The organism is Gordonia marina, assembly GCF_052036135.1.
GTDB lineage: Bacteria > Actinomycetota > Actinomycetes > Mycobacteriales > Mycobacteriaceae > Gordonia.
In genome coordinates, this window is record NZ_JBPSDN010000009.1 from 80,880 (window position 1) to 94,304 (window position 13,425).

At 73.7% G+C, this 13,425-nt stretch carries 8 protein-coding genes; all 8 read right to left on the bottom strand.

What is annotated here, in order from left to right; genetic code table 11:
- Positions 1–70: 70 nt before the first annotated feature.
- From ACSEEN_RS07665 to ACSEEN_RS07700, 8 genes are read right to left on the bottom strand one after another with little or no spacing between them, the layout of a single operon-like run.
- Positions 71–4,453, bottom strand: coding sequence for a beta-ketoacyl synthase N-terminal-like domain-containing protein (locus ACSEEN_RS07665; protein WP_440712829.1), 4,383 nt, complete (start codon positions 4,451–4,453; stop codon positions 71–73).
- The gene (locus ACSEEN_RS07670; RefSeq protein WP_440712830.1) at positions 4,450–5,226 is read right to left on the bottom strand and encodes a thioesterase II family protein; all 777 of its coding nucleotides are present in this window, start codon (positions 5,224–5,226) and stop codon (positions 4,450–4,452) included. The genes ACSEEN_RS07665 and ACSEEN_RS07670 overlap by 4 nt, the downstream gene beginning before the upstream one ends.
- On the bottom strand, positions 5,223–5,870 hold the full coding sequence (locus ACSEEN_RS07675; RefSeq protein ID WP_298440894.1) for a GNAT family N-acetyltransferase: 648 nt from the start codon (positions 5,868–5,870) through the stop codon (positions 5,223–5,225). The genes ACSEEN_RS07670 and ACSEEN_RS07675 overlap by 4 nt, the downstream gene beginning before the upstream one ends.
- Entirely contained in the window at positions 5,867–7,177 is a 1,311-nt protein-coding gene (locus ACSEEN_RS07680; protein WP_298440895.1) for a SidA/IucD/PvdA family monooxygenase, read from the bottom strand. The genes ACSEEN_RS07675 and ACSEEN_RS07680 overlap by 4 nt, the downstream gene beginning before the upstream one ends.
- Positions 7,174–10,746, bottom strand: coding sequence for a non-ribosomal peptide synthetase (locus ACSEEN_RS07685; protein ID WP_440712831.1), 3,573 nt, complete (start codon positions 10,744–10,746; stop codon positions 7,174–7,176). Before ACSEEN_RS07685 ends, ACSEEN_RS07680 begins: the two co-directional genes overlap by 4 nt.
- 40 nt (positions 10,747–10,786) lie before the next feature.
- Positions 10,787–11,605 carry an ABC transporter permease gene (locus ACSEEN_RS07690; RefSeq protein ID WP_298441459.1) on the bottom strand — a complete coding sequence of 273 codons (819 nt, stop codon included), beginning with the start codon at positions 11,603–11,605 and terminating at the stop codon, positions 10,787–10,789.
- On the bottom strand, positions 11,602–12,438 hold the full coding sequence (locus ACSEEN_RS07695) for an ABC transporter permease (protein WP_440712832.1): 837 nt from the start codon (positions 12,436–12,438) through the stop codon (positions 11,602–11,604). The genes ACSEEN_RS07690 and ACSEEN_RS07695 overlap by 4 nt, the downstream gene beginning before the upstream one ends.
- Positions 12,435–13,391, bottom strand: coding sequence for an ATP-binding cassette domain-containing protein (locus ACSEEN_RS07700; RefSeq protein ID WP_440712833.1), 957 nt, complete (start codon positions 13,389–13,391; stop codon positions 12,435–12,437). The genes ACSEEN_RS07695 and ACSEEN_RS07700 overlap by 4 nt, the downstream gene beginning before the upstream one ends.
- Positions 13,392–13,425: the final 34 nt, after the last annotated feature.

The window sequence follows — 13,425 nt, forward strand, 5'->3', positions numbered from 1 at the left end:
GCTCAACGGGCTACGGGCTGCGGGGACTCGCGCGGCTCGACGGGCGAGGGGCCGCCCGACCGGGCGGAGGTCAGGCGGCCGTCATCAGTTCGACCACCTCGTCCAAGGTGGCGCCGCCGAGGATGGCCTCCACCGGGAGGTCGTGGCCCAGCGTGCCCTTCACGCGTTTGCGGAAGTCGAGGGCCTGCAGCGAATCGAGCCCGAGCGCCACCAGCGGCAACTGCGGGTCCAGGTCGGACGCGGCCATTCCCATCGCGGCCGCCAGCTCGGCGCACAGCGCGCCGGCCAGATCCCGGGGGACGGCCGTGTCCGGCACGGCCACCGGTTCGGCGATCGGCGGTTCTTCCGGGGTCTCCGGCTCCGCCTCGACGACCGCGGTCGCCTCGGGTGCGGGCGCCGCCGCGCCGACCTCGCCCAGCAACCCGTCCTGTCCGGACAGCGCGAGCAACTCGCGCAGCGCAGGCCAGTCGGCGCTCATCACGATCGGGTCGGCGCCGCGCGGCCGCGCCCCGGCGGCGAGGGCGACGTCCGGCGCCATCGGGATCACGCCGGTCGCCGTCACCCGCGTCACGGCGTCGTCGTCGAGCGGTCCGACCGTCCGCCACAGCCCCCAGGCGACCGCGGTCGCCGGAACGCCGCGACGACGAAGCGCGGCGGCCTCGGCCTCGAGCAGCGCGTTGCCCGCCGCGTAGAGCGCTTGTCCGCGTCCGCCGAGTGTCGCCGCCAGGGACGAGCACATCAGCACACCGCGCAGGCCGTCGCCGACCGCGCCGAGGACGCGCCGCAGCCCGGCGGCCTTGGCGTCGAGCGCGCGCCGCACGTCCTCGCGACCGACGGCGGCCAGGTCGGCGGAGACGTAGTCGAGCGCGGCGTGCACCACCAGCGTCACCGGCACATCGAGGGCGTCGAGGTGCGCGGCGATCTCGCCCGGTGGTTCCTGAGCGGAGTCGAAGGGCTCGGTCAGGTCCATCCGGATCACGTCCACCGGCACCCGGTGGCGGCGGGTGATCCCGGCGATCCGGGCCCGGGTGCCGTCGTCGCCGCCGGACCGCGAGATCAGGGTGATCCGGCCCGAGCCGCGGGCGGCCAGGTGCTCGCAGAATTCGACGCCGAGGCGACCGGTACCGCCGGTGATCAACACGTGGGCGAGGTCTTCGGGGGTCCAGTCCGGCGCGTCGTCCGCGATCTCCTCGAGAACCTTCGCGAACAGTCCGCCGTCGCGCACCGCCAGCTCCGGGGCGTCGACGTGCAGCGCCGAGACCAGCGCCCGGCCGTCGAGCGGATCGGCGACGTCGACCTGCCGGAACCGGGTACCGGTGAATTCGGCCGCACCGCAGCGCAGGGCCGCGGCGACCGCGGCGCCGACCGGATCGGGATCTTCGTCGTCGGTGACGGCCACCGCCCGCACGGTGACGCAGACGAACTCGCGCGGCAACTCACCGGCGCCATGCCAGGCGGCGTCGGCGAGCACGTCCGCGATCGACTCGGCGGCCGGCCCGGAGTCCTGCTCGGGGACCAGCAGCACCAGCGTGTCGGTGCCGTCCGGCAGCGGTTCGCCGGGCACGACCGGCTCCGCCCGCGCCCCCTGCTCCCCCGCCGACGCGCACAGCGCCTCGGCCCACGACGCGCAGCGGCCGGTGGGGTCGAGGACCGCCATGCGGCGAGGCGGCAGCAGGGTCCGCTGCGTGAGCCGTTCCCAGCGCCGCAGGAGCACCCGCGCGTCCCGGCCGGGCGCCGGAGCACCGAGCCGGTTCACCGCGTCGAACAGTCCCGCGTCGCGGTCGGCCCACAGGTGGGTGCGGCGCATCGGCGTGTTCGGGAAACCGTCGAGCACCGGCCCGGACGGGGCCGGATCGGCGGCGAGCGCCGACCAGTCGAAGTCCCGATCGGCGACGGCGAGAGTGGCCACGTTCCGCGTGAACAGGGCGAGGTCTTCGCAGTCGCGGCGGCGGGTGGCGAGCACCGTCGTGGGCCGCTCGACCCCCGAGAGGGTCTCCGCCATCGCGAGCGCGAGGGTCGGATTCTCGGCCATCTCGATGAAGACCTCCACGCCGTCGGCCGCCGCACGGGCGATCGCCGCGTCGAAGCGGACCCGGTTGCGCAGGTTCCAGAACCAGTAGTCGCCCAGCGACATCGATGCGTCGATCGGCTCACCGAGCGTGGCGCCGTAGCAGGGCAGTTCGCCGGGCGCGAAGCGTTCGCCGATCGGATACCGGGCCAGCACCTCCAGGAATTCCGGCTGGTAGCGGCTGACCACGCTGGTGTGCGCGGGGTACTCGACACGGATCTCCCGGGCGAACTTCCCCTCCGCCTCCAGGGCCTCGATGATCCCGAGGACCATCTGCCGCTCACCGGAGATGCACAGCAGGTGCGCCGAGTTGACCACCGACAGTTCCGCCCAGCCGGAGTTGCGGGCGAGGATCCGTTCGCATTCGTCCTGGTCGACGCCGAGCACGGCCATGGTGTAGCCGCGCGGGGCCAGCTCGTACACCAGCCGGGCCCGTTCGGTGACGATGACCAGTCCCTCGTCGAGGGTCATCGCGCCGCTGCGGACCGCCGCGGCGATCTCGCCCTGGCTGTGGCCGATGACGGCGTCCGGCCGGGCGCCGGCCGCGTCCCACATCGCGGTCAGGCCGATCATGTGCATGAACAGTGCGGGCTGGACCACCCGGACGTCGGACGCGGCGGGGTCGTCGCGGGTGATGTCCCCGAGGACGTAGTCGCGCGACGACGCCCCGAAGAGCGCCAGCGCGGCCTCGTGGCACTCGTCCACCGCGGCGCGATACGCGGGCGACTCGCGGTAGTCGAGCGCCCCCATGCCGGGACGCTGGCTGCCCTGTCCCGGATAGACGTAGGCCGTCTTGCGCCGGGCGGCGGTCCCGGTGACCACCGCCGGATGCGGAACTCCCTCGGCGACCGCGTCGAGTGCCCCGAGCAGGTTCTCGCGCCCGTCGGCGGCCACCACGGCGCGGTGCCGCAGCCGGCGGCGAGTGGTGAGCAGGAGATCGGCGACGTCGGCCGCGCCGGCCTCCGGATGGGCGCGCAGGTACTCGGCCGTCTCGCGCGCGGACTGCACGAGCAGTTCCGGGGCGTCCCCGGTCAGCAGTACCGGCACCCGGCCGTCGGGCAGCCGGTGGCGCGGACGGTCCGCCGGCGCCTCGGCGACGACCTCCGGTAGCTCCAGCACGACGTGCGCGTTGGTGCCGGACACGCCGAAGCTGGAGACGGCGGCGAATCGTCGTCCGTCCCGGGCCGGCCACTCCCGGGTGCCCTCGGCGAGGGCCAGTCCCGAACCGGCCCAGTCGAAGTCGTCGGCCGGGTGCTCGGCGAAGCGGGTGCCGGGCAGTTCGCCGTGGCCGGCGGATTGCAGCACCTTGATCAGCCCGAGCATGCCGGCGGCGGCCTGCGCGTGCCCGGCGTTGGACTTGACCGAGCCGATCAGCGCGGGGTCACCGCGGCGATGCGCGGCACCGTAGGTCTGGGCGAGGGCGTCGAGTTCCAGCGCGTCGCCGAGGGTCGCGGTGCCGTGTCCTTCGATGTAGTCGACGTCGGCGGGATCCACCCCGGCGGCGGCGAGGGTGCCCTCGATCAGCCGCCGCTGAGCCTGTGCGCTCGGCACCACGATCGGCCCGCCAGCGCCGTTGTGATTCACCCGCGAGCCCCGCACGATCCCGTAGACCCGGTGCCCGAGTTCCCGGGCGCGCGAAGCGCGTTCGACGATCACCGCGCCCGCGCCCTCTCCCCAGATCGTTCCGGCGGCCGAGGCGGCGTACGCGTGGCAGCGGCCGTCCGGGGCCAGCGCGTTGTTGCGGGAGAACTCGAAGAACGCCGCGGGTGAGCCCATCACGCACACGCCGCCGGCGATCGCCCAGTCGCATTCGCCGCCGCGGACGGCGCCGGCCGCGAGGTGCAGTGCGTTGATCGACGACGCGCAGGCCGAGTCGACCGTCATCGACGGGCCGATCGTGCCCAGTGCGTGCGAGACGCGCCCGGCCACGGCACCGAGCGCGGTACCCGCGATGCGGTGGCCGCTGAACTCGTTGACCGCGGCCGCCCGCGGCCCGTACTCGGTGATCGACGCCCCGAAGTACACGCCGACCTCGGTGTCGCGCAGTGACGACGGATCGATCCCGGTGTTCTCCAGCGCACGCCACGCGACCCGCATCGCGACGCGCTGCTGCGGGTCCATCGCCGCCGCCTCGCGGGGGCTCAGCCCGAAGAACTGCGGATCGAACCGCGCGCCGCCGGTCAGGAAGCCACCCGCGTCGGGCACCTCGCCCCAGCCGGGCAGCCGCCCGAGCGAGAGCAACTGCTCGATCGGCCAGCCGCGGTCCCGCGGAATCGGCCCGATCAGATCGGCCCCCTCGGCGAGCGCCCGGTGGAACTCCTCGGGACTCTCGATCCCGCTGGGCGCCTCCACCGCCATGCCGGCGATGACGATCGGATCGTTCACGGCGTGAGTCCCAGCAGGATCTGGGCGAGGGTCTCCGGGTGCTCGTCGAGATGGAAGTGCCCGCCGTCGACGACGGTCACCGTGACGTCGTCGGCGTGCGCGGACCAGCCGTGCAGCAGATAGGGAGCGATCACCTGGTCGTCGGCGCCGCCGATCACCCGGATCGGCACGTCCACCCGCACCGTCTCCGGGCAGGTGTAGGTGTCGAACGCCGCGTAGTCGGCGCGCAGCACCGGCAGCGCCATCCGCATCAGCGCCGCATCGCCCAGGACCGCGCCGCCGGTACCCTGCAGCACACCCAGGTGCGCGAGCAGCGAGTCGTCGTCGGTCGGATGCCGAGGCAGGTCGACGACCTTGCCCGGTGCGGTCGCGGCCGATGCCACCAGCATGGTCACCGGGGCACCGGCGTCCCGGGCGAGGCGAGTGAACTCGAAGCCGACGATCGCCCCCATGCTGTGCCCGAAGACCACGACGGGCCGGCCGGCGAAGCGCGCCGAATACTCGGCGAAGGCCTCGGCCGCGAGCGCCGTCAGGTCCGTCGCGGCCGGTTCGCGGCCGCGGTCCTGGCGGCCCGGGTACTGCATCACCGCCACCTCGTACCGCGACGACACCCGCCCGGACAGGCCGCGGTACGACGACGCGCCGCTGCCCGCGTGCGGAAAGACCAGCAGGAGCGGCGCCTCCGGGGTGCCGGGGCGGTGGAAGGCGCGCAGCGCGGGGGCGGCGCGGCGCGGCGCCGGGCCGGGGTCGGGGGTGGTGGTGGGCGTGCTCACGCGAGTTCCTCCTGGTCGGCGGGGCAGGGATCGCCGGGCCGGTCGAGAATGTGCAGGGCGATCCGGCGGTCGGGGCGGACGTCGAACTCGCCGACGTCGATCCAGCCGCGTTTGGTCAGCGCACGGCGGATGGGGCCGTTCTCGGCGGCCGGTTCGAGGGTGATGCGCCGGCATTCCGGGTCGGCGGCGAGCATCCCGAGGGAGACGTCGAGCAGGAACTGCGACACCAGTCCGCGGCCGAGCAGCTCGGTGTCGGCGGTGGCGACGTGGAAGCCGAGGTCGTGCGGGTGGACGTCGTACAGCCGGGCGATCTCGTCGCGGGCCACCCGGTACAGCTCCAGGTAGCCGGCCTCGCGGCCCCGGTAGGAGAAGATCACCGGCCGCACATAGTCCCCGGCGAGCTTGTAGGCGAGATCCGCGCGGCGGCGCTCGGCCGGCCACGCCTGGTCCCAGGTCGCCATCAGATGCGGGCGCGCGAACCATTCGGCGAGCAGCTGCGGATCATCGGAGTCGGGGTCCGCGAGCCGCAGCGTGAAGTCGCCGGCCCGCGGCGGCACCGGCGGCGGTCCGGCCGCCACCACCTCGGGACCGACGTCGACGATCTCCCGCTCGATCCGGTACTCGGCGGCGTCGGGCGTGCTCATCGTGCTCCACTTCCTGCGGTGACGGATGCCGGGTCTGCGGCTCCGGACCGTTGCCGCGCACCGCGCAGGACCCGGTTCGACAGCTCGCCCAGGCAGCTGAGATTGGGAAAACCCGGTCCCTGGGCGAACCCCGCGAGATTCGGCAGGTAGAGCGGCGGATCCAGCTCGATGACGGCCAGGTCGTGCCCGATCGCGTGCTCCACGGTCTCGGTCCGCGGCCGCGCGCGCAGCGCCAGTTCCAGCAGATCGGCGGCGGCCGCCGAGAACAGCTCCAGGAACCACAGCGGGCGCCCACCGGTCGCGTCGACGACCAGATCGAAGGAGTGCTCGACCGGGGCGTGGCCGTCGTTCTCCAGGACCAGGACGATGCGGTCACCGTCGGCACGGGCGCGCGTCACGCGTCCGCGCACATGGTGAATCCGGTTGTCGCCCAGCAGGTTCTCCTGCACGCGGACGGAGAAGACGCCGCGGTCGGTCCGGCGGATCACGTCGCGCCGTTCGGCGGCGCTCAGCGAGGGCCAGCCGGTCGGGTCGCTGAACACCGCGTTCTCGAAGTAGCTCTCACCGCGCGTGTAGATGGTGGCACCGGGTGCGATCGCCGAGACGGTCATGATGTCGTGCCGGGCCAGTTCGTCGAGCACCGAGCCGGCCGTCTCGCCGCCGCCGATCACCGCCGCACGCGACGACGCCGGAATGGCGCGCTGCGCGGCGAGTTCCCAGAACCGGGCCACCGACAGCATCCGCGGATCGTCCAGCATCGCTTCGGCGCTCGATCCCGGGCCGGTGATCATCAGGCCGTCGCCGGTGACCTCGGCGGTGGTGCCGTCGCCGCCGGTGTAGCGCAGCCGCCAGGACCCGCCGGCGGTGTCGATCTGCGTCACCTCGCCGCGGATCGATTCGGCCCCGGCACGACGCGCCGCCCACTCCAGGTATCGCGCCCAGACGTGGTGGTGCGGGTGCGGCCGCCCGCGGTCGACCCATTCGGCGTAGGTCCCGTGCTCGACGAGGAAGCTCATCCAGCTGTAGTCGAGCATCCGCCGGTTGAGTTCGGCGGCGCTCGCCCGGTCCGGTCCTCCGCGGTAGGGGAAGCCGATGTCCTTCTCCGGGCTGGTGCCCAGGCGATGCCTGCCGTCGGTCCAGCCGCCGAGGGGCAGCCAGTTGGCGCCGATCGTGTGCTGGTCGATGAGCACCACCCGGGGCGCGGGGAGCCCGAGCTCGGCGAGGACCCGGGCCTTGGCCGCCACCGCGACACCTTTCGGCCCGGCGCCCAGCACCAGGAGGGTTCCGCACCCGGGCGGGACGCTCACGCGCGAACCTCCCCGGCATCCGATTCGTCGCCACCGGATTCGTCGCCGGGCTCGTCCTCGTCCAGGGCGGCGATCTCCAGGTACACCCCGGCGACCTCCTCGAGGCGGCCCGGCCGCGCATCGGCCGCGTCCAGGCGTGCCGCCAGATCGGCGACGGTACGGGCGGCGAACATGTCCGCGATGCCCGCCTGCGGGGCGTCGAGCAGTTCCCGGATCCGGGCGATCACCGTGGTGGCGAGGACCGAGTCGAGGCCGGCCGCGAAGAAGTCGTCGGTCACCCCGAGTGCGCCGGACGGCGTCCCCAGCACCCCGCCGACCAGGTCGGTCAGCGCGCGTTCCAGATCGGTGCGCGGCGCCACCGTATCCGCGGAGTCGCCCGCGGCGCGGTTCAGAAGGTCGGTGACGGCCCGGCGATCGAGCTTGCCGTTCGGAGTGAGCGGCAGCTCGTCGGCCACCAGCAGGCGCGCCGGGATCATGTACGACGGCAGCCGGTCGGCGAGCGCCGAAAGCACCGCGTCGGCGTCGAGGCGCGCACCGGGTTCGGCGTCGACGGCGGCCGCGAGCAGCCGCGTGCCGCGCTCGGCGCCGCCGGTGCCCAGCACCGCGGCGACGGCGTTCCGGACGCCGTCGACGGCGCGCAGCGCACCCTCGACCTCGCCGAGTTCCACCCGGAAGCCGCGGATCTTGACCTGGTGGTCGGCGCGACCGAGGAATTCGAGGGTGCCGTCCGGGTGGTATCGGGCCAGGTCACCGGTGCGGTACCAGCGGATACCCTCCCGGGTGACGAATCGCGTGGCGGTTCGCTCCGGATCACCGCGGTAGCCGTGCGCGACGCCCGCGCCACCGACCCAGAGTTCACCGGCCACCCAGTCCGGGCAGTCCTCGCCCGCCGCGTTCACGATGCGGCACCGGACATTGGCGAGCGGCGTGCCGAAGGGCACCGCCGTCCAGTGCGCGGGCGGCTCACCGTCGACCTCGCAGAGGCTGAAGTGGATCGCCAGCTCGGTGGCGCCGCCCAGCCCGGCGAACCGGGCCTGCGGGGCCTGCGCCCGCAGCCGCCCGGGCAGGTCGACGCCGACCCAGTCACCGCCGAGGATCACCGCCTTGAGCCGGGTCCCGAGACCATCGTCGGGTTCGGCGGCGGTCAGCAGCATGTCGAGGGCGCTCGGCACGCAGGTCAGCACCGTCGCCCGGTGATCCAGGAGCAGCCGCCGCCAGCGCGCCGGGTCCTTGGCGTCGTCGGCGCCGACCGCGACCACCGCGCCGCCCGCGCTGTACAGACCGAAGATGTCGTAGACGGAGATGTCGAACTCCAGCGCCGCGACCGTCAGCGAGCGATCATCGCGGCCGACCCCGAAGTGCGCGTTGACCGCGTCGATCGTGTTCATCGCCGCCCGGTGCGGCACCTCGACGCCCTTGGGGGTGCCGGTGGAGCCGGAGGTGAAGAGCACGTAGGCGACGTCCTCGGAGTCGCCCAGCACCGGCTCCGCGGCCGGCGGATGGGCCAGGGCGGCGTCGAGCGTGAGGACCCTTCGACGGGGCTCAGGGAGCGCGGCACCGGGCTCAGGGAGCGCGGACTCGGGCTCGGGGGGCAGGTCGCGATCCGTCAGCAGCACCGCGATCCCGCCGTCCCGGCAGATCGCCTCGCGGCGGGCCGGGGGCTGGTCGTAGGCGACCGGGATCCAGGTGGCTCCGGCGGCGAACACGCCGAGGGTGGCGATCACCTGCCGGTAGCCCTTGCGCAGGTGCACGCCGACCGCGTCGCCGGGCCGCACCCCGGCCGCCCGGAGCGCCGAGGCGATGCGCAGCGCCCGCTCGGCGAGCTGGGCATAGCTCAGCTCGCCGTCGGCCCAGATCAGCGCGGGCCGCTCCGGATCCTGCGCGGCGAGCGCGAAGAACTCCTGGTGCAGCAGCCGCCCGGACGACGGCGCCGCCACGGCGTTGACCCGATCGCGGACGGCGCGCTGCTCCGCGGGCAGCTCGGGCAGCGCGGGCGCGGTCCATCCGGCCGGATCGGCGAGCCGATCGACCGCGGCCCGGTAGGCGCCGAACATCGCCTCGACCACGCCGTCGGCGAACTGGTCGATCCGCACGTCCCAGTTGGTCAGCAGACCGCCGTCGACCTCGGTGACCTGCGCGTCGAGCACCACCTGCGGCCCCTGCGAGACGATCCAGCCGGCATCGCCGAGGCGCTCGGCGACCTCGGGGGCGAAGAGCTCGCCGAGTCCCATCGCGCTGGTGAACACCACCGGAGCGAGGACCTGCTCGCCGCGATGACGGCCCAGGTCGCGCAACACGTTCAGCGCACCGTAGGCGCCGTGCGCGCTCGCCACATGCATGGTGCGCTGCACCTCGCGGGCGAAGTCGAGGATCGTCCCGGGTGCGGTGACATCGATGTCGAGCAGCACCGACGACGAGAAGTCGCCGGACACCCGATCGATCTCCGGGTGCACCCGGCGGCGCTGGAACAGCGGCACGTTCAGCAGGAACCGCGGGGTCGCCGACCAGGCGCCGACGGTCGCCGCGAAGACCGCGGCGAGTGCGGCGGCCGGTGTCACGCCGTGTTCCCGGGCGGCGGCCAGCAGCGAATCCTTGGCCGCCGGCGGCAGCCAGTGGTTCATCCGCTGTACGCGCGCCGGGCCGGCCGGCGGTACGGCCGGGGCGGGCAGCACCGGTCCTCCGGGCAGGTCGTCGAGACGGCGGGTCCACCAGTCGCGGGCCGCCGAGAGCAGCGGATCAGGTTGTGCCGCACAGTGATTCAGGTACTGGGCATAGGTCACGCCGGGCGGGCTGAGCGGCGCGCCGTCGTACGCGGCGACCAGTTCCCGCAGCAGCGTGCGGTAGCTCATCGCGTCGGCGGCGATCATGTCGATGTCGAAGTGCAGCCGGTGCCGGCCGCCGGGGAGCAGCGACAGCGTGAGGTCGTAGACCTCGCCGGCGGCGATGTCGAGCAGCTGATGGCTCTTCTCGGCCCGCAGCTGCTCGAGTCGCCGCTCGGCGTCTTCGGCGGACGCCTGCCGCAGGTCGACCACGGTCACCGGGTCGCGGCGCGCCGCCGGTTCCACCAGCTGCGTCCCGTCCGGCAGGTAGCGGGCCCGCAGCATCGAATGCGCCTGCACCAGCGACCTGGCCGCCGCGGTCAGCCGTTCCGGATCCAGCCCGGCGCCGTCGAACTCGACGTACAGGTGGGCGCCGACGCCGCCCAGCTCCGCGGTGGCCGTCCGGCCGGCCCAGTAGGCGTGCTGCATCGGGGCCAACGGGAAGGGCACCGTCTCGTCGACCGGTGCCGGCGGGGCCTCGTCGGGCACGCTCGGCGCGACGTCGCCGGCGGCACCGAGCAGCCGCAGCCACGCCGATACGACGGGCTCCGCCGACAACCGCGCGAAGTCGATGTCGTAGCCCCGCCGGCGCCATCCACCGGCCAGCCGCATCATGCGGATCGAATCCAGGCCGAGGCCGATCAGGTCGGCGTCGTCGCCGACGTCGGCCGGGTCCAGCCCCAGTTCCTCGGCGATCTCGGCCTTCAGGCTCTGCGTCGTCTCGGTCCGCTGCGTGTCGCTCGTCGTCACGACTGGTCCTTCCTCACTGTGGTGTGTACGGCGCGTGCGCTCAGGCGTCGGCCGCGGCCCGCCGGTAACCGCGCACCACCAGCGGCCCGAAGACCACCGTCAGCCCGACGGTCCAGGCGATCGTCGCCAGCACCGGCCCGGTCACCGGGCCGCCCTCGGTCAGTGCGCGCACGGCGTCGACGGCCGGCGTCATCGGCTGGTAGCGCACGAACGGCGCGATGGCGTCCGGGTAGGCGCTGACCGGCGCGAACCCGCTGTTGAAGAACAGCAGGAACAGCGACAGCCCGCCGACCAGCTGCACGGTCTGCGCACCGTTGGTGCGCAGCGCCATGGCCACGATCGGGACCGTCAGCCCGGCGGTGAACAGCATGGGCACCGCGATCGCCCCGAGCGCCGGGAAGAAGCCCTGGTCGAAGCGGAATCCCATGGTCATCGCGATCAGATACAGCACCACGGTCGCGATCGCGACGCGGACCATCTCGGCGGCCAGGCGGCCGCCGAGGAAGCAGGCGCGCGGCACCGGCAGCGTCCACTGCCTGCCGATCACGCCGCTCTCCCGTTCCGCGGCCAGCGCCACCGCGGTCGACAGCGACCCGAACAGGCCGCCGGTCAGCGCGACCAGCCCGGCGTTGGCGTAGACGCTGTCGCCGCCGCCCATCATGGTCACCGTCTTGCCGAGGACCAGCTGGAACATCGCCAGCAGGAACGCCGGGAAGACCAGGGACTGCACCACGATGCCGGGGTCGCGCACCCAGCTGCGCAGGAGTCCACCCGCGATGCCCGCGGTCGCCGGGATCAGCGGCACCCGGCGGCGGGCACCCGCCGCGGCACGGGTGCGGGTCAGTTCCGCGTTCGTCATCGCCGCACCTGCCTGCGCCCGGCGGCCATCACCGCGAGCGTGCCCGCGGCGAGCAGCCCGAGCAGCCAGGCGATCGGTGCGACCCAGTCGGCGACCGTCCAGTGCGCGGTCGCCCCGTCGGCCAGCGCCCGCATGGTGTCGGCGAGCACGGACAACGGCTGGTTGCGGACGAACGGCTGCACCCAGCCGGGGAACGCCGCGGCCGGTACCAGACCGGTGGACGCCATCACCAGGATGAGCTGCGGGATCATCAGCACGTGGGCCACCCCGACGGCGTCGCCGGCCGCGGTGCCCGCCGCGTCGGTGAGCATCGACAGCGCGACCGCCAGCACCACCGGGACGACCAGGAAGGCGACCGCCGCGCCGGCACCGCCGTGGAAACCGAAACCGAGCGCCCAGCCCAGGAGCACCCCGGCGACCAGGCTGACCGTCATCCGCAGCCCCGCCCAGCCGATCCGGGCGAGCAGCGGCGCGGTCCGGTGGAAGGGCAGGCTGGCGAAACGCTCGGCCACCCCGGCGCGGGCGTCCGCACCGGCCACCTCGGTGGCGGCGATCGCCGCGAACAGCGCCGCCTGCAACAGGATGATCGGAGTGAGGAATTGCGCGTAGTCGCCACCGCCGAGGTCGAACTGCCGGTGCAGCGGCACGTAGAAGCAGGCGAAGAAGACCAGCGGGCTGCCGAGCGCGATCACCAGATCGCCGCTGCGCAACGCCTCGCGCGCCTTCTCGACGAACAGCACCCACACCGCGCGCGGCAGCGGAACTCCGGCGCGATGCGGAACCGCACCCAGCGCGGTCGCGGGCGGGTCGGCGACGACGGCGGTGACGCTCATCCGGCGTCCGTCAGCTGCAGGAAGACGTCGTCGAGCGAGGGGCGGCGCAGCCCGATGTCGGCGACGTCGATCCGTGCGGTCTGGAGGACCTCGATCACCTCGGCGACCGTCGCCATGCCGTCCGGGGCGCGGACCGCCAGGACGCCGTCGTCGGTCCGCGGCAGCAGGGTGAAGCTCCCGAGCAGCGCGGCGACGGCGGCCGGATCGGTGCCGGGCGCGAGCACCAGTTCGCAGGTCTGCGCACCGGCCTGAGATTTGAGTTCCTCCGGCGTCCCCGCGGCCACCACCTTCCCGGCGCCGAGCATCACGATGGAATCGGCGAGCCGATCGGCCTCCTCGAGATACTGGGTGGTCAGCAGCACCGTGATGCCTTCGGCGCGCAATCCGGCCACGGTCTCCCAGACGGCGTTGCGGCTGCGCGGGTCCAGACCGGTGGTGGGCTCGTCGAGAAAGAGCACGCTCGGCCTGGTCACCAGTGCGGCCGCGATGTCGACGCGGCGGCGCATGCCGCCGGACAACTGCCCCACCCGGCGGTCGGCCACCTCGCCGAGGTCGAAGAGTTCCACCAGTTCGGCGGTCCGCCGGGCGACGTCGCCCCGCCGCAGACCGGTGAGGCGGCCGAAGAACGACAGGTTCTCCGCGGCCGTCAGACCCTCCATCAGTGCCGCGTACTGGCCGGTGAGCGAGATCAGTTCGCGCACCCGGCCCGGGTGCGCGGTGACGTCGTATCCGTCGATCCGCGCGACGCCGGCACTCGGGCGCTGCAGCGTCGCGAGGATGGAGACGGTGGTCGTCTTGCCGCTCGCATTCGGTCCGAGCAGACCCAGGATCTGCCCGCGCGGCACCGCGAAGTCGATGCCGTCCAGGGCATGCACGTCTCCGTAGGTCTTGACCAGTCCGGCGACCTCGATGGCCGAATCCGGCGCCGCTGGCCGCGGGTGCGCTGCCGTCATGCCGTCGCTCCTCGTGGACTAGGGTTCGATGACA